Annotated in this window: 12 protein-coding genes and 1 riboswitch; of the genes, 7 read left to right on the forward strand and 5 right to left on the reverse strand. The window is 72.2% G+C overall.

Going from position 1 to position 17,403, the window contains the following annotated elements; translation table 11 throughout:
* The first annotated feature begins 41 nt into the window (after positions 1-41).
* Together OG456_RS42950 and glgB are read left to right on the forward strand one after the other, a co-directional pair.
* Entirely contained in the window at positions 42-1,412 is a 1,371-nt protein-coding gene (locus OG456_RS42950) for a phosphotransferase (protein WP_266570506.1), read from the forward strand.
* 64 nt (positions 1,413-1,476) lie between these two features.
* Entirely contained in the window at positions 1,477-3,738 is a 2,262-nt protein-coding gene (glgB, locus tag OG456_RS42955) for a 1,4-alpha-glucan branching enzyme (protein WP_323136447.1), read from the forward strand.
* A 195-nt stretch (positions 3,739-3,933) separates the two neighbouring features.
* Here the strand turns inward: glgB and OG456_RS42960 are convergent, their stop codons facing one another.
* The 4 genes from OG456_RS42960 to OG456_RS42975 all read right to left on the reverse strand — a co-directional run bounded on the left by OG456_RS42960 (position 3,934) and on the right by OG456_RS42975 (position 8,725).
* Positions 3,934-5,097, reverse strand: a complete 1,164-nt coding sequence (locus OG456_RS42960; RefSeq protein WP_266570507.1) for a pentapeptide repeat-containing protein — start codon at positions 5,095-5,097, stop codon at positions 3,934-3,936.
* Positions 5,098-5,157: 60 nt separating this feature from the next.
* Positions 5,158-5,877 carry a FadR/GntR family transcriptional regulator gene (locus OG456_RS42965; protein ID WP_266570508.1) on the reverse strand — a complete coding sequence of 240 codons (720 nt, stop codon included), beginning with the start codon at positions 5,875-5,877 and terminating at the stop codon, positions 5,158-5,160.
* Positions 5,878-5,989: 112 nt separating this feature from the next.
* Positions 5,990-6,943: a dihydrodipicolinate synthase family protein gene (locus OG456_RS42970; protein WP_266570509.1), complete on the reverse strand. Its 954-nt coding sequence runs from the start codon at positions 6,941-6,943 to the stop codon at positions 5,990-5,992.
* A 33-nt stretch (positions 6,944-6,976) separates the two neighbouring features.
* The gene (locus OG456_RS42975; RefSeq protein ID WP_266570510.1) at positions 6,977-8,725 is read right to left on the reverse strand and encodes an IlvD/Edd family dehydratase; all 1,749 of its coding nucleotides are present in this window, start codon (positions 8,723-8,725) and stop codon (positions 6,977-6,979) included.
* A 153-nt stretch (positions 8,726-8,878) separates the two neighbouring features.
* Between OG456_RS42975 and OG456_RS42980 the strand changes: the two genes are divergently transcribed.
* Positions 8,879-10,201, forward strand: a complete 1,323-nt coding sequence (locus OG456_RS42980) for an MFS transporter (protein ID WP_266570511.1) — start codon at positions 8,879-8,881, stop codon at positions 10,199-10,201.
* Between the two features lie 58 nt (positions 10,202-10,259).
* Here OG456_RS42980 and OG456_RS42985 read toward each other — a convergent pair whose 3' ends face one another.
* The gene (locus OG456_RS42985) at positions 10,260-11,405 is read right to left on the reverse strand and encodes a serine hydrolase (RefSeq protein WP_266570512.1); all 1,146 of its coding nucleotides are present in this window, start codon (positions 11,403-11,405) and stop codon (positions 10,260-10,262) included.
* 206 nt (positions 11,406-11,611) lie between these two features.
* A riboswitch (TPP riboswitch) is annotated at positions 11,612-11,706 on the forward strand.
* Between OG456_RS42985 and OG456_RS42990 the strand changes: the two genes are divergently transcribed.
* From OG456_RS42990 to OG456_RS43005, 4 genes are all read left to right on the forward strand, one after another.
* Positions 11,698-13,134, forward strand: coding sequence for a cytosine permease (locus OG456_RS42990; RefSeq protein ID WP_266570513.1), 1,437 nt, complete (start codon positions 11,698-11,700; stop codon positions 13,132-13,134). Its footprint overlaps the riboswitch before it by 9 nt.
* On the forward strand, positions 13,131-13,976 hold the full coding sequence (thiD, locus tag OG456_RS42995) for a bifunctional hydroxymethylpyrimidine kinase/phosphomethylpyrimidine kinase (protein ID WP_266570514.1): 846 nt from the start codon (positions 13,131-13,133) through the stop codon (positions 13,974-13,976). The genes OG456_RS42990 and thiD overlap by 4 nt, the downstream gene beginning before the upstream one ends.
* Before the next feature lie 98 nt (positions 13,977-14,074).
* Positions 14,075-16,054 (forward strand): TrkA family potassium uptake protein, encoded by a 1,980-nt coding sequence (locus OG456_RS43000; protein ID WP_266570515.1) that lies wholly within the window; start codon positions 14,075-14,077, stop codon positions 16,052-16,054.
* 226 nt (positions 16,055-16,280) lie between these two features.
* A complete protein-coding gene (locus OG456_RS43005) occupies positions 16,281-17,357 on the forward strand; it encodes a serine/threonine-protein kinase (RefSeq protein ID WP_266570516.1) in 1,077 nt (358 codons plus the stop codon).
* Positions 17,358-17,403 lie beyond the last annotated feature (46 nt).

Raw genomic sequence — 17,403 nt, forward strand, 5'->3', positions numbered from 1 at the left:
CCCCTGGGACCGTCTGTCCGCCCTCGAAAGGAGTCGTCGCCATGCCCAAGGCCGCACTGCAGAGTCCGACCGGCGTCAGCCCCTCTCTGCTGCTGAACTCACTCGCCGGTCTGCTCCACGAATGGCTGCCCCGGCAGCGCTGGTTCGCGGGAAAGGGCCGGCCCGTCACCGGGCTGACCCTGGCCTCGATGACCGAGCTGCACCCGGGCTGCCTGCATCTGCTGGTGCGCGCCGAACACGCCGAACAGGTGACCCGCTCCGGCTCGGGCACGCCCCCTGCCGACAATCTCTACCAACTCCTGCTCGGCGTACGGGAGATGCTGCCGCCCTCTCTAGCGCCCGCCTTCATCGGCCGCGCGACCGAGGGCCCGCTGACCGGCCTCATGGTGTACGACGCCTTCCAGGAGCCCCGCTCGGCCGGGCTGCTCCTCGAGCGGCTGCGCCACCCGGGCGCGGCGGGCCCCCTGCGCTTCGAACGCGACCCGCAGGTCAGCGTGCCCGCGGGGCTCACGCCGCGCGTCCTCGACGCCGAGCAGTCCAACACGTCGCTGGTGTACGGGGATTCGTACATCCTGAAGGTCTTCCGGCGCGTCCAGGCCGGCGTCAACCCGGATCTGGAGGTGCCGCAGGCGCTCGCCCGGCAGGGCTGCACCTGCGTGCCGGGGCCCGTGGCCTGGTTCCGTACGTCGCAGCCCCAGCAGGCGACGCTCGGTGTCCTCCAGCCGTTCCTGCCCGGCGCGGACGACGGCTGGACCCTCGCGCTCCGGTCGCTCTCCTCGGGCAGGGACTTCACCGACGAGGCGTACGAACTGGGGCGGGCGACCGCCGAGGTCCATCTCGCGCTGACCGCGGCGTTCCCCGTCGACGCACCTGAGCCCCACCGCAACCGGCGCCTCGCCGCTGCGATGATCGAGCGCCTCGACTCCACGGCCCGTTCCGTGCCCGCGCTGCTTCCGCACGCGCCGGGGCTGCGGGCCGCGTTCGACGCGTTCGCGCTCGTCGACTCGGCGCGGCCCGCGCAGCGCATCCACGGCGATCTCCATCTGGGGCAGGTGCTGTCGTCGGGACAGCAGTGGTTCGTCATCGACTTCGAGGGCGAGCCGGCCCGCCCTCTCGCCGAACGCCGCCACACACAGTCCCCCGTACGCGATGTCGCGGGCATGCTCCGCTCCTTCGACTACGCGGCCCGCACCCGCCTGCCCTGGCGGCCGGAGTGGTCGCTGCGCTGCCGGGACGCGTACTGCGCCGGCTACGCGGCCGAGTCGAAGTCGGACCCGCGCGAGGAACCCGACCTGCTCCGCGCCTACGAGACGGACCGGGCGCTGTACGAAGTCCTGTACGAGGCGAGGCACCGGCCCGACTGGCTGCCCGTGCCGATGGCGGCGATCAGCCGCCTCGCCGAACCCCGTTGAACCAGGCGGCGGCAACCCCGCCGTCCGCCTGCCGAAACCCCATCCCGCCCGAGGAGACAAAACCGTGGCAGCTCGCAAGACCTCCGCCCCCAAGACTGCCAAGCCCGGCAAGCTCGGCCCCGGTCGCCTCACCGTCCCGCCCGCCCCCGCGCTGGACGGGTCGGACCGCGGACGTCTCCTGTGGGGTGAGCATCACGACCCGCACTCCCTGCTGGGCGCGCACCCGGTGGACGACGGTGTCGCGTTCCGGGTGCTGCGGCCGTACGCCCAGGCCGTCGCCGTGTCGGTCGAGGGCCGGCGCGTGGAGTTGCGCGACGAGGGTGACGGTCTGTTCACCGCGGTGCTGCCGCTCGACGCGATTCCCGCGTACACGCTGCTCGTGACGTACGACGGGGACGAGAGAGAGGTCGAGGATCCCTATCGCTTCCTGCCCGCGCTCGGGGAGTTCGACCTGCATCTGATCGGCGAGGGGCGGCACGAGGAGCTGTGGACCGCTCTCGGCGCCCAGCCGATGACGCACGAAGGGGTCGTGGGTACCCGGTTCACGGTGTGGGCGCCGAACGCCCGGGGCGTGCGCGTCTGCGGTGACTTCTGCGCCTGGGACGGCACCGCGTTCCCGATGCGGTCGCTCGGTTCGTCGGGCGTGTGGGAGCTGTTCCTGCCGGGCATCTGCGAGGGAACGCTGTACAAGTTCGACATCACCCGCCCCGACGGTTCGCACACCGTGCGCGCGGACCCCCTGGCCCGGCGTACGGAGGTGCCGCCCGCGACCGCGTCCGTCGTGACGGAGTCGTCCCACACGTGGGGGGACGCGGCCTGGATGGAGCGGCGCGGGCAGCGTCCGGTGCACGAGGCGCCCTTCTCGGTGTACGAGGTGCATCTGCCGTCGTGGCGCCCGGGTCTGAACTATCGCCAGCTCGCCGACCAGCTCGCGTCCTATGTGAGCGATCTGGGCTTCACCCACGTCGAGTTCATGCCGGTGGCGGAGCATCCCTTCGGCGGGTCGTGGGGCTACCAGGTCACCGGGTTCTACGCCCCGACGTCCCGCATGGGCTCCCCCGACGACTTCCGCCACCTCGTCGACACCCTGCACCAGGCGGGGATCGGCGTCCTCATGGACTGGGTGCCGGCCCACTTCCCGAAGGACGACTGGGCGCTGGCGGGCTTCGACGGCACCGCCCTGTACGAGCCGCAGGACCCGCGCCGCGCCGAGCACCCCGACTGGGGCACCCTCGAGTTCGACTACGGCCGCAAGGAGGTCCGGAACTTCCTGGTCGCCAACGCCGTGTACTGGTGCGAGGAGTTCCACATCGACGGCCTGCGGGTCGACGCCGTGGCCTCCATGCTCTACCTCGACTACTCGCGCGATGAGGGCCAGTGGTCGCCGAACGAGCACGGCGGCCGCGAGAACCTCGACGCCGTGGCCTTCCTCCAGGAGATGAACGCGACGGTGTACCGGCGCTGCCCGGGTGTCGTCACCATCGCCGAGGAGTCGACCGCCTGGGACGGCGTCACGCGGCAGACCGACCACGTCGGCCCCGGCGGTTTCGGAGGCCTCGGCTTCGGCCTGAAGTGGAACATGGGGTGGAGCCATGACTCGCTGGCGTACATCGTGCACGAGCCCGTGCACCGCAAGTACCACCACAACGAACTGACGTTCTCGATGGTGTACGCCTACAGCGAGAACTACCTCCTCCCCCTCTCGCACGACGAGGTGGTACACGGCAAGCGCGCCCTCGTGTCGAAGATGCCCGGCGACTGGTGGCAGCGGCGCGCCGACCACCGCGCGTACCTGGGCTTCATGTGGGCCCACCCAGGCAAGCAACTCCTGTTCATGGGACAGGAGTTCGCGCAGGGAGCCGAGTGGTCGGAGGCGCACGGCCCGGAATGGTGGCTCCTCGACCCGGCCTACGTCGCCGAGGCGGACCACCGCGGAGTCCTCGATCTGGTGCGTGACCTCAACCACGAGTACGCGGCCGCTCCTGCCCTGTGGGAACGGGACACCACGCCCGCCGGGTTCTCGTGGATCACGGCGGACGCGGCCGACGACAACGTCCTCGCGTTCCTGCGGTTCGCGGCGGACGGCACTCCCCTGCTCGCCGTGTGCAACTTCTCCCCGGCGGTCCGCGAGGACTACCGGCTCGGCGTGCCCGACTCGGTCCCCGGCTGGTCCGAGGTCCTCAACACGGACGCGGCGCGGTACGGCGGCAGCGACATCGTCAACTCCGGTGTCCTCAAGCCGAACCCGGAACCGAGCCACGGCCGGCCCGTCTCACTCCGACTGACGGTGCCACCCCTGGCGACGGTGTGGCTGCGTCCTGCCTGAGGACCGTCGAGACGTCACTCGAAGGCCGCCGCCTCACGCAGGGCGGCGGCCACGGCCTTCACCACTTCCGGGTGCCGGGCGGCCAGGTCGTGGATCTCGGGGGATCGGCGCGGAGGTCGTAGAGGGCCCACTCGGAGTCGTCGTAGGGCGCGCCAGGACGGTGTGGGGTGCGATCCCCGACGCGGACCCGTGGAGTCACGGAGTGGACCGCAGCGGCGGTGCCTGCCACGTCATCGCTGGTGGCTGGAGCAGGGGCGAGGGCTCGGGGCCGGGGTCATCGGTGTCGACGACGCCGGCGGCCGAGGGGTCGAAGCCGGCGGGCCAGCGCGTCTGCTCGCTGGCCACGGCGCCGGTCAGACGTGCTTCGACCAGGTCGGCGTTTGTCAGGTCGGTGCCGCGCAGGTCGGCCATGCGCAGGTCGGCGCGGCGGAGCACCGCGCCGCGGGCATCGGCCTTGCGCACGTTCGCCTCACGCAGGTCGGCCTCGGTGAAGTCGGCGTCACGCAGGTCGGTTGCGACCAGCTTCGCGCCCCGCAGGTCGGCCAGAGTGCAGCGAGCCCGGCGGAGAACCGCGGTCGTGAGGTCGGCGTGCCGCAGGTTGACCGAGACCAGGGACGCCTGGGTCAGATTGGCGCGGTACAGGCCCGCCGCCTCCAGGCAGGCGCGGTCGAGGTTGACCTCGGGGAACCACAGGCCGTCGCAGTCGGCCCGTCGCAGGTCGGTGCTGCTGAGATTGACCCAGGACTGCTCCCGGTGCTGGCACAGGACGCCGAGCGCGGTCAGCGCCACCTGGGTGTCGGCTGCGCGGGTCTCCAGGGGTGCGATGTCGTTGATGGGTACGTCCGCCGCCGGCGATTCCGGCCCGGTGAGCGGCCAGGGCAGGTGTGTACGCAGATATGCGGCCAGGATGGAGATGATGGCCTCGCGATCGCGAGCCGACTGCTCCGCGATCCGCCACAGCGCGTGCAGCCCGCCGATGCGCACGTCCAGCTTGTCGCTGCCGAGCTGGTCGACCGCCCGGCTGAACCGGTCGGTCACGTAGCCCTCCTGGGTGGCACGCAAACCGTCCTGGCTCACCCGTAGTTGCCGCCACGTCGCGTAGGCGCCGAAGAGTACGACGAGACCGCCGACCGCCTGCAGAAGTGCCGTACGGACATCGTTCACCGCCTTCAGGCGGTCTTGCGCGGCGACGCTCGCCCCGGCGAGATCGTGGTCGACCACCAGCCCCGGCAGCACCACGAACACCGCGCCCAGTACGACCAGCCCCGCCGCCCCGGCCAGTAGCGCTGCGGCTCCACGGCGCCTGGTCAACCGGTCGAGCCACGCCTGACGCCCGTTGCCCTGCTCCCCCGTCCCCATGGGCATCAGAGCCTAGGCGCGGCCCTGTAAGCGATCAAGGGGACAGGTTGCGCCTGCCCCTCAGACCCCGTACCCGCAGGATCCGCCCGCCAGCAGGTCTTCGACCTCGCTGTGGGCGGCGTTGACGATGGCCGTCACCGCTTGCGCCGCTTCGGCCGAGCGGCCCGCGGCCACCGCTTCGGCCACCTCCTGGTGGCGGCGCACCGCCGCCATGTCGATGTCGTGCGGCATCAGGGACAGCTCGCGGCGGGCCACGAGGAGTTCCTCCGTCACCTCCGCGAGCTGGGCGAACATGCCGTTGCCCGATGCCCCGAGCAGCGCTCGGTGGAAGGCCGCGTCCGCCTCGACGAAGCCGGCGCCGTCGCCGGCCCGGGCCGCGCCCGCCATGGCGCGGGCGTACTCCGACAGCGCCTGGCGGGCCTCCGCGTCACCGCTCGCAGCGGCGAGGGCCGCCGCCGAGGGCTCCACCGCGGCGCGCAGCTCGGCCAGTTCGCGCAGCTGGACCTCGCGACGGGGCGAGGCGAGGCGCCAACGGATGACCTGGGGGTCGTAGAGGTTCCACTCGGCCATCGGGCGGACCGTGATGCCGATGCGCGGGCGGCTGGTCACCGCCCGCTTGGACTCGAGCACTCGGACGGCCTCGCGCGCGACCGTGCGCGAGACGCCGTACCGCTCCTGAACGTCCTCCAGGCGCAGGACCTCCCCGGCGCGGATCTCGTCCGCCGCGAGGGACAGGCCGATCCGGTCGACCACCTGCCCGTGCAGGCCCTGAAGTTCCACGCCACTCCCTGTGTCGTCGTGTGCATCGGGTGCCGGCGATCCCGTCCGGTGCGCTGTTGATTGTCACACCTCCGGCGGGAATCGGAGCACCGGGTGTGACGTACCCGCGGCATCATCGCAGCAGCTCAGGCACCATTTCGGCGAACTCGGCGCAGAACCGGTCGATCGTGGCGATCTCCTCGCTGTCCAGGGTGTGCCCGGGTGCCCGGCAGTGCGCGGAGCCGAACCAGCCGCGGCGCACGGATATCTCCTTCTCCGCCGCGACGATCAGCTCGACGCCCTGCATCCAGTAGGAGAGGTACGGCGTCATACGGGTGTGCAGGGCGACGGCGCCGGTCTCGTCGCCGCGCTCCCAGCGGCGCCACAGCTCCACGTACAACTCCGTGAAGGAGCAGCCCGGTTGGACGCCGATCGCGCCGCGACGCAGAGCGTCGGGGAGCTGGAGTCCGGCGTATCCGACCAGGGCGGGCAGCGGGCGCTCTCCCTGGGCCAGCGCCGCGATGAGGCGTCCGGGCGGGGCCGATTCGACCTTCACCCAGCGGAGATTGGGGTGTTCCGCGGCGAGGGTGTGCAGGGTGGGTGCGTCCAGGGCGGTGCCTGTCTGGGCGGGGGCGTACTGGACGACGACGGGCAGCGGGTCCACGGCGGCGAGCACCGACCGTACGTGGGTGAGCACGGCGTCCCGTGAGGGGCCGAGGAAGTGCGGCGGCAGGATGTTGACCGCGTCGGCCCCGCGCTCGGCGGCGCTGACGGCCTGGGCGACGGCGTGCCGGGTGGCGTGGTCGGGGACGGACACGATCGCGGCGGCGTCCGTCCGGCCGCGCGTGCGCTCCAGGAGAAGGCCGGTGAGCAGGTCCCGCTCACCCGCGTCGAGCTTGTGGAACTCGCCGGCGAAGCCCGGGAACATCACGGAGCCGACGCCGGTGTCGAGGACGCGTTCGACGACCGTGACGAAACCGTCCGGGTCGAGGGCGCCGTCGTCACGGAAGGGGACTTCGAGTACGGGTGAGACTCCGCGAACGAGGGAGTCGACGTCCTTCGTCGACTTCTTTGGATCCTTCGTCAACTTCTCTGATTCCTCAGTACTCATGACAGGCCATCAGAACGCCTGGCGGGGCGGGGCGGAGTCGCTGGCACCCACCAGGAAGTCGAGGTCCACACCGGTGTCGGCCTGGGTGACGTGCTGGGTGTACAGGTAGGTCCAGCCACGGTCGGCGGGCGGTGCCGGCGGCTGCCACTCGCCGCGCCGCCGCTCCAGTTCGGCGTCCTCGACCAGCACGTCGAGGCGTCGCGCGGGCACGTCGAGGCGTACGTCGTCCCCCGTGCGTACGAGGGCGAGCGGCCCGCCGACCGCGGCCTCGGGCGCGACGTGCAGGACGCAGGTGCCGAAGGCGGTGCCGGACATGCGGGCGTCGGAGATGCGGACCATGTCGCGCACCCCGGCGTCCAGGAGCTTCTTCGGGAGCTGGAGGTTGCCGACCTCGGGCATACCGGGGTAGCCCTTGGGGCCGGTGTTGCGGACGATGAGGACGGTGTCGGCCGTGACGTCCAGGTCGGGGTCCTCGGCGACGGCGAGGTAGTCCTCCAGCGAGTCGAAGACGAGCGCGGGCCCGGTGTGGCTGAGCAGCTTCGGGTCGGCGGCCGACTGCTTGATGACGGCGCCGTTCGGCGCGAGGTTGCCGCGCAGCACGGCGGTGCCGGTGCCGGCGGGCTGCACCGGACGGTCCATGGGCCGGATCACCTCGCGGTCGTGGACCTGCGCGCCCTCGCAGTTGTCGACGAGGCCGCGTCCGGTGACGGTGACCGTGTCGCGGTGGAGCTGGTCGCGCAGGTCGTTGACGAGCGCGGGCAGTCCGCCGGCGTACGCGAACTCCTCCATGAGGAAGCGCCCCGACGGCATCAGGTCGATGAGCAGCGGGAGTTCGGCGCCGAGACGGTCGAAGTCGTCGAGGGCGAGCGGCACGCCGAGGCGGCCCGCGATGGCGAGGAGGTGGACGACGGCGTTGGTGGAGCCGCCGATGGCCGCGTTGATCCGGATGGCGTTCTCGAAGGCGGCGCGCGTCATGATGCGTCCCGGGGTGAGGTCGCCGCCGGCGAGTGCGACGGCGCGGGCGCCGGTCTCCTCGGCGAGGGTGCCGCGGCGTGCGTCGACCGCGGGCAGGCCCGAGCCGCCGGGGAGCATCATGCCGAGAGCCTCGGTCAGGCACGCCATGGTGGAGGCGGTGCCCATCGTCATGCAGTGACCGGCGCTGCGGTTGAGGGAGCTCTCGAACTCGGTGAACTCCTCCTGGGTGATGGTCCCGGCCCGCAATTCCTCGGTCATGCGCCAGATGTCCGTGCCCGAGCCGACGTTGTGGCCCTGGAAACGCCCGTTGAGCATCGGGCCGCCGGTGAAGACGATCGCGGGAACGCCCGCGCTCGCGGCGCCCATGAGGGCGGCGGGGGTGGTCTTGTCACAGCCGGTGAGCAGGACGACGGCGTCCAGGGGGTTGGCCCGTATCTGTTCCTCGATCTCCATCGCGGCGAGGTTGCGGTAGAGCATCGAGGTGGGGCGCAGGAACGGCTCGCCCAGGGACATGGCGGGGAATTCGAGGGGGAAGCCGCCGGCCTGGAGGACGCCGCGCTTCACGGCGTCGGCGATGAGCTGGAGGTGGCCGTTGCAGGGCGTCAGTTCGGAGAAGGTGTTGCAGATGCCGATGACCGGGCGGCCGTCGAAGTTGTGACCGCCGCGGCCCATCGCGCGCAGATGGTGGCGGGAGATGAAGCCGTTCTTGCCGCCGTCGCCGAACCAGGCGCGGGAGCGCAGCGGCGCCTCGCTGTCGGCGGGCGTGGGTTCGAGCGCGGCCATGTGTGGTCCTTCCGGTGTGATGCCGGGGCCGTGACCGCGGCCGTGATCAAGCCGTGTCCGACACACCTCTTCAATGGTGCTATCAAATCACGATACGGTCCCGGCGTGTCCAGAGGATCGACGCGGATCCGGCACGAACGACGTGGGAGAGCCGTGGAATCGACAGTCATGAAGGCGGTGACCCGGCGGCTGATGCCGTTCCTGGTCCTGCTGTATCTGGTGGCGTACATAGACCGGTCGAACGTCGGCTTCGCCAAGCTGACGCTCCAGGACCAACTCGGCCTTTCGAACGCCGCGTTCACCTTCGGCCAGGTGGCGTTCTTCATCGCGTACGCGATCTTCGAGGTGCCCAGCAACGTCTACCTCGACCGGTTCGGCGCGCGCCGCTGGTTCACCCGCATCATGCTCAGCTGGGGCGTGGTGACCGTACTGACGGCGCTGGTCAGCAACGACTGGCAGTTCTACGCCGCGCGCTTCCTGCTCGGCGTCGCCGAGGCCGGCTTCTACCCGGGAGTCCTCTACTACCTCACCAAGTGGTACCCGTACCGCTACCGGGCGCGCATGACTGGCTGGTTCATGATGTCCGCGCCGCTCGCCTTCATCATCGGCAACCCCGTGATGGGCGCGCTCGACGACCTCGACGGCACGTTCGGGCTCGAGGGCTGGCAGTGGATCTTCATCGCGACGGGCGTGCCGGCGATCGTGCTCGGCTTCGTCACCCTGCGGCTCCTGCCCGACGGTCCCGAAGGCGTGCGCTGGCTCGCGGCCGAGGAGCGGGCCTGGATCGCCGGTGAACTCACCGCCGAGGCCGCCGTGTTGGGTGAGCGCGGACACGGCAGTCCGCTGCGCGCGCTGCGCGACAAGCGCGTGGTCCTGCTGTCGCTCTTCTACCTGTGCTTCCCGCTCGGCGCCTACGGGCTGAGCTTCTGGCTGCCGACGATCGTCGACGGCTTCGGCGGCCTCTCCACGACGGCCACCGGCTTCATCACCGCCATCCCGTACGTCTTCGTGGCCATCGGCCTGTACGTCGTGCCGAAACTCGCCGACCGCAGCGGTACGCGCTACCCGTGGATCGCGGGCACCGCCGCCCTCGGCGCCCTCGGCCTCGCGGCCAGCGCCCTGACCGGCAACCACGTGCTGCAGATGGCCTTCATCAGCGTGGCCGCGATGTGCATCTTCGCGGGGCAGCCGGTGCTGTGGTCGCTCCCCTCACGCTTCCTGACGGGGATTCAGGCGGCCTCCGGCATCGCGGTGATCAACGCCGTGGGCAATCTGGGCGGCGGCTTCGGACCGATGGGAATCGGCGTGGTCGTCGACCGCACGGGGTCGGCCGTGGGCGGCCTGTGGTTCCTGGTCGCCGCCATGGTCATCGCGGCCGTCGCCACACCGGGTATCCGGCGGCTCGTCGAGGGCGGGCCCGTGGTCGCCCACGCGCCCGACACGTCGGCCACGGCCACAGGGCGTACGACGGTCTGAACGCGGCGAGGGCGACGGGACACGGTGGGGACGACGGGACGCCCCCACCGCGACGGCTTCACGCGCCGAGGCACTCGCGTACAGCCGCGATCAGGCGGTTGGCGCGGGCGTCGCCGTGGCCGATCATGCGGTTGGCCACATAGGCGAAGCCGACCCCGAACTCGTCGTCACCGAAGGCGAATTGGCCGCCGGCACCGTCGTTCCCGAAGCTGCTTGCGCCGAGCATCGGGCGGAAGGAAGGCGAGTCGAGAAGGAAGCCCGAGCCCCAGCGCGCTCCGGCGTCGAAGCCGAGCCAGCCCTTGCCGGAGGACAGCTCGCGCAGCGCGTCGGTCACGGTGTCCGCCGTGAGCAGCCGTTCGCGGCCCCCGATCCCGGTGACGGCCGCCGCGTAGAGCCCGGCGAGGCCGCTCGCGGAGGCGACGGCGCCGGCCCCGGGAAGTTCCATGGCGTGCAGTTCGGGGTCGTTCCAGCCGTGTGGCTCGTCGAGGCCCGGGAAGGCCAGCGCGCCGTTCATCGTCACGATGCGCGTGAGCAGATGCTCGGGCCCGGGCATACCGGGGCGCCCCTCGGCCTCGGCGAGCCGGGCCACGCGTTCCGACTCGTGGGCGGGCAGGCCGATCCAGGCCCGCAGCCCGAGCGGGTCACCGATCGCACGGCGGAAGTACGCGCCCGGGGTGAGGCCCGTGATCCGCCGGATCACCTCGCCGACAAGGAAGCCGAGGACATGGCCGTGGTACTCGTACGCGGTGCCGGGCTCCCACAGCGGCTTCTGCTCCTCGATCGCGCGGATCACCGGCGTCCATCCGGCGATCTCCTCGAAGGACAGCACCGGGTCGAGGGCAGGGACTCCCGCCCGGTGCCCGAGCACCATGCGCGTAGTGATGGTCTCCTTGCCGTGCTGTGCGAACTCGGGCCAGTACCGGCTGACGGGCGCGTCGAGGTCGAGCCGCCCCTCCTGGGCGAGGAGATGCGCGCCGACGCTCACCAGTCCCTTGGCCACGGAGAAGACGGGGACGGGGGTGTCCTGTTCCCAGGCACGCCCGGTCCGCTCGTCCGCGACACCGCCCCACAGGTCGACGACCTTGCGTCCCTCGGCGAACACCGTGACGGCGGCGCCGAGTTCGGGGAACTCCGTGAAGTTCCGCGCGAACACGTCGGCGACGGCCCCGAACCGTTCGTCGGACCATCCGTGGCGCTGCTCCATCGTGTCCCGTCCTCCGCGCGTCCCTGGGTACGCGGACTGCCGTGCAGGGGTGCCCGGACCGTCCGCGATCTTCGAATCGATCACGGTACGGAGGCGTGCGGCACTCCTCCAACGAATTACGCGCGGCGGGTGTGCGACGCCCACGCAGCGGACGCCGCCCCTCCCCCGGGGTTGCCTCCTCGAACAGGGAAGCTACCCTTGCCGACGTACCGGACACGGGGTGCCCCGCACGAGGGCTGAGATCACACCCGTCGAACCTGAACCAGTTAGCACTGGCGGAGGGATGTCAGCCATGTCGTTGCCCCATGCCCCGAGCAGCACCGGGACCACCGGACCGCGCTCCGTCTTCGACGGGCGGATGCCGGCCGCGCCCGGTGACCTGCGGGTCGAGGCGCACGGGATCGCGCCGGTCCCCGAGAGCCACCGCTACGGCGGCGCCGGGCGCCTGTTCACCGTGTGGTTCGCCCCCAACCTGACCATGACCGGTGTCTTCACCGGCACCGTCGGCATCGCACTCGGCCTGGACTTCGCCACCGCGCTGGCCGCCGTCGTCATCGGCACCCTCGTCGGCGCCGTGCCCACCGCGTATCTCGGTACGTGGGGCAGCGCGACCGGGGCGGGACAGCTTCCGCTGGCGCGGCTCGCGTTCGGCCGGGCCGTCGCGGTGCCCGGCGCCCTGCAGTGGCTGTCGTCGGTCGCCTGGGACGCGCTGATCGGCCTGTTCGGCGGTGACGCGCTCGCCCGGCTGTGCGGCTGGCCCTTCTGGGTCGGCGTGCTCGTGATGATGCTGGCGCAGGGCGCGCTCGGCGTGCTCGGCTACGAGGCCGTCCACCGGCTCCAGAAGCTGATGACCTTCGTACTCGCCGCCGCGTTCGTGATCCTGGCCGTCAAGCTCCTCGACGGTGTCCATCCCGTCACCACCGGGGCCGCACACGGGGCCGACCAGGCCGGCGCGTTCGTCCTCACCAGCACGATCGCGCTCAGCCTGTCACTGTCCTGGGCCCCTTACGCCAGCGACTTCAGCCGCTATCTTCCGGCCGCCACATCCCGTAAGCGCATGTTCTGGTTCACGCTCCTCGGCGTCACCGTCTCCTTCGTCGCCGTCCAGGCGCTGGGGCTGTGGGGCGCCTCAGTGTTCACCGACCAGACCGCGCGCGGGGTCGACGAGCTGCTCGGCGGGGGCGTTCTCGGCTCCTTCGGGCTGCTCGCCGTGGCGCTCGCGGCCCTGTGCAGCAACGCCATGAACGACTACAGCGGCTCGCTGGCCCTGCAGACGATCGGCGTCCGGGTCCCGCGACCGCTCGCGGCGGCGCTCGCCGCGGTGCTCGGCTTCCCGCTGGTGCTGTGGATGCACGCCGCCGACACCGCGGCCCGCTTCCAGAACGTGCTGCTCTTCGTCGGCTACTGGATCCCCGGCTTCGTCGCGGTCGTGGCCGTCGACTGGTTCGCGCGCGCCAGGGCCCGGGGCGGCGCGCCGGTCGACCTGGCCGCCGAGAGCGCCCGGCCGCAGCCCTGGTGGCCCGGGCTCCTCGCCTTCGTCGCCGCCTTCGCCGCCGCGGTCCCGTTCATGGACAGCGGCCTGTACGTGGGCCCGGTCGCGAAGGCCCTGCACGGCGCCGACCTCGCGTACTACGTGGCCTTCGTCGCCGCACTCGTCGTGTACGCGCCCCTCAGGCTGCGCCGCCCGACCTCTGACACCGAGACCGCACCGCAGGAGGCCCGCACATGACCGTGCCCGCGAGCACCGGACGCGTCGCGCCGCCCCGCGTCCTGACCGTCGCCGGTTCGGACTCGGGCGGTGGCGCCGGGATCCAGGCCGACCTCAAGACGATGCTGGCGCTCGGCGCCCACGGCATGAGCGTCCTGACGGCCGTCACCGCGCAGAACTCCCTGGGGGTCCAGGGAGCGTGGGAACTCCCTGTCGACGCGGTGCGCACGCAGTACCGCAGCGTCGTGGACGACATCGGCGTCCAGGCGGTCAAGACCGGGATGCTCTCCTCGCCGGTGCTCGTCGAGGCGGTGGCCGAACTGCTCGCCGGTACGGACGCCCCCGTGGTCGTGGACCCGGTGAGCGTCTCCAAGCACGGCGATCCCCTGCTCGCCGAGGACGCGCTGGACGCGGTGCGCACCAAGCTGCTGCCGGTCGCGACGGTGGCCACGCCGAACCTGGACGAGGTGGCACAGCTGACCGGTCTCGCCGTCACGGACGACGACGGCATGCGCCGGGCCGCGGCGCGGCTCCTGTCGTTCGGGCCGCGCTGGGTGGTCGTCAAGGGCGGCCATCTGCCCGGGGCGGCCGTGGACCTGCTCACCGACGGCACGGAGGAGCACTGGCTGCGCGCTCCCCGCCACGACAACCGGCACACGCACGGCACCGGATGCACCCTGGCGTCGGCCGTCGCCGTGGGTCTCGCCCGCGGCCTGCCCGTGCCGGAGTCCGTCCGTCTGGCGAAGGAGTACGTCACGGGGGCGATCGCCGCCGGGTTCGCGCTGGGTTCGGGCATCGGCCCGGTCGACCACGGGTGGCGCCTGCCGGGCGATCGGTCCAAGGCCGCGGAGCGCACGGACTGAGAGCCGCCGGGGCCACCTGACGCACGCGCGACACGCCCACCTGCACACAATCAGGGCCCGATGTGCGTTCCGGCGCTCCGGTCCACTTGACTGTTGCCATGACCACCCTGCCCCGCCAGCCTCAACAGGCCCCGCAAACCGGCCACATGATCGTGTGCGGTGGTGACGCACTCGCCGAGCGGCTCGCCGCCGAACTGCGCGCCGTCTACGGCGAACGGGTCACGGTCGTCGTGCCCTTCGTGCGCGTCGCCAGACAGGGCGCCGGTCCCGCCGGACGAGCGCGGGCGGCCACCCTGCTCTCGCGGATGCAGGCGGTCGTGAACCGCACGGTGTCCGCCGCGGCCGACGACAGCGTTCCGCCGCCACGCGTCCTGGAGGCACCGGAACTCGACGAGGAGGCGCTGGCCGAGGCGGGCGTGGCCGACGCCGCCGCGCTGGCCCTCGTCCACGGCGACGACGAGACCAACATCCGGGGCGCCCTGGCCGCCCGCCGTCTCAACCCCCAGCTGCGCCTGGTCATCCGGCTCTACAACCGCAAGCTCGGCCAGCACCTGGAACACCTCCTCGATCAGGCGGCCGCGCTCTCCGCCCCCGGCCTCGACCCCGAGGCACTGGACACCACGACGACCGTCCTGTCCGACGCAGACACCGCGGCACCGGCGCTCGCGGCCACCGCCGTCGCCGGTACCAGCAAGGTCGTCCAGGCCGACGGGCTCCTGCTGCGCGCCGTGGAGCGCACCCCGCCGGGCCGGGGCGAGGTCGCCGACCCCGGCCTGTGCACCCTCGCCCTGCTGTCCGCGACCGCCAACGACCCGGCGGGCGCCGAGGGTTCGGACGTGGGCGGCGCGGAGGGCCCTCTGCTGCTGCCCGACGAACGCACGGTCGCCGCGGCCACCGGGCGCGGCACGGTGGTCCTGGAAGCCGTCTCCCCCACGGTCGCCGCGCCCAACGGCCGCACGACCAGCCGCCGTATGCCCCTCAGCTCGCTGTTCTCGCGCCGGCTCCGCTGGTCCCTCGCCGGACTCGTCACGAGCGTCCTCGGCCTGGCCGTGGCGTCCTGGGCCACCACCGGCGACCACCCGCTGCACGCCGGATACCTCACGCTCCTCGACCTGTTCGCCATCGACGACCCGGCCATCGGGGAACCGCTCGCCCGCCAGCTCCTCCAACTCCTCACGGGGCTCGCCGGACTGCTCCTCCTGCCCGTACTTCTCGCGGCCGTGCTCGAAGCCCTCGGCACCTTCCGGACGGCGTCGGCCCTGCGCCGACCGCCGCGCGGCCTGTCCGGCCACGTCGTGCTGCTCGGCCTCGGCAAGATCGGTACCCGCGTCCTTGCCCGCCTGCGTGAACTCGGCATCCCCGTCGTGTGCGTGGAGGAGGACCCCGAGGCACGCGGCGTCGCCCTCGCCCGCCGCCTGCGCGTACCGACCGTCATCGGTGACGTCACGCAGGAAGGCGTCCTGGAAGCGGCCAAGGTGCACCGCGCACACGCCCTGCTCGCCCTCACCAGCAGCGACATCACCAACCTCGAGGCCGCGCTGCACGCGCGGTCGGTCAAGCCCGACCTGCGGGTGGCGCTGCGCCTGTTCGACGACGGTTTCGCGACCGCCGTCTACCGCACGCTCCGCTCCGCGCATCCCCGCGCCCTGACCCGCAGCCGGAGTGTCTCCACCCTGGCCGCGCCCGCGTTCGCCGGCGCCATGATGGGCCGCCAGATCCTCGGCGCCATCCCCGTCGAGCGCAGCGTCCTGCTCTTCGCCGCCCTCGACGTGGCGGGACATCCGCTGCTCGACGGCCGGACCGTCGCCGACTCGTTCCGGGCCGGTTCCCGGCGTGTGATCGCGCTCGACGCCACGGCGCCGAGCGAGCGCCGCCCCGACCTGGCCGCGTCCCCTGCCGACGACGACCCCGACCGCCCGACCGGCCTCGTGTGGGACCTTCACCCCGGGTACGTGCTGCGTCCGGAGGACCGCGTGGTGCTGGCCGCCACGCGCCAGGGCCTGGCGGAACTCCTGCGGCACGGCCCTCTGGCCCGTACCCGCGCAGGCGACTCCCAGGAGGCACCGCGAGCCGTGTGATCACCACCTCTCGCCTTCCGTACCAGCCACCCGGCGAAGTGTGATCATCGGCTCTCCGCGCGCCTTATCCTTGATCCCGCCACACCCCTCCCGCTCGTCCTCGCGCTCGCGCGGGGCGAACTTCGTTCCGTGGCAACCAATTTGACGGGGCTGTCTTTCAAGGGTGGTGCGCAGGTTGTTGCTGGCGGATCGGTACCGGTTGCACAAGGCCATAGGCCGCGGTGGTATGGGTGAGGTGTGGCAGGCGACCGACGAGATGCTCGGCCGGCCCGTGGCCGTGAAGCTGCTCATCGCCCAGGACGCGGACCCTTCGGCGGCGGCCAGGTTCCGTATGGAGGCGCAGACTTCGGCGTCGCTCAGCCATCCGCACGTGGTGGGTGTCTACGACTTCGGCTCCTGGGAGCACCGTTTCTACCTCGTCATGGAACTCGTCGAGGGCGGCAGCCTGGCCCACGAGACCGCGGGCGGCGCACGGCTGACGCCGCAGCGGGTGGCGGACATCGCGGCCGGCGCGGCCGCCGGGCTCGCTGCCGCCCACCGCCAGGGCGTGGTGCACCGGGACATCAAGCCGGGCAATCTGCTGCTCACCCCCGACGGCACGGTCAAGCTGGGCGACTTCGGCATCGCCCGCTTCCTCGACGATCCCGCCGCCGGGCTCACCACCACCGGGCAGATCGTCGGCACCGGCCTGTACCTCGCGCCCGAGCGCGCTCTCGGCAAGAACGCGGGCCCGGCGTCCGACGTGTACTCGCTGGGCTGCGTGCTGTATCAACTCCTGACCGGAAACCCGCCGTTCCGGGCCGACACCGCGACCGGCCTGCTCTACCAGCACGTGGACGCCGCGCCCGTGGCCCCGGGCCGGCTCGGCGTCCAGCTGCCTCCGTCGTTCGAGAACTATCTGCTCGGCCTGCTGGCCAAGCAGCCGGAGGACCGGCCGACGGCCCAGGAGGTCACGGACTGGTTCCGTGCGGGTTCCTGGCAGGGCCGCCCCGAACCCCTCCCGGAGCCTGTGCCGGTGGCCTCCGCACCGGCACCCGCTCCCCACCTCCAGACCTCCCCGGAGATCCGGACCACGTCCACGACCTACCAGCTGCCGTCGTCCGGCCGGGCGGCGCGCCGCGGGGCGGCACGGCGCGGCGGCGTCCTGGAGGCGGCGAGACGCAGACCGAGAATCATCGGGGCCGTCGCCGCGGCCGCTCTGTTCGTCGCATCCCTCCTGATCGGCATGGCGTGGTTCGCCCCCGACGACAGTGCCGCGAACGCACCGACGGGCGCCCCTTCCCCCTCCGCGTCCGCGCACTGACGGGCCGCCCGTCCCGGCGGAACACGCTGCGGCGATGATGGGTGCG

The organism is Streptomyces sp. NBC_01446 (assembly GCF_026340095.1).
In the GTDB taxonomy this organism is placed as follows: Bacteria; Actinomycetota; Actinomycetes; order Streptomycetales; family Streptomycetaceae; genus Streptomyces; species Streptomyces aureus.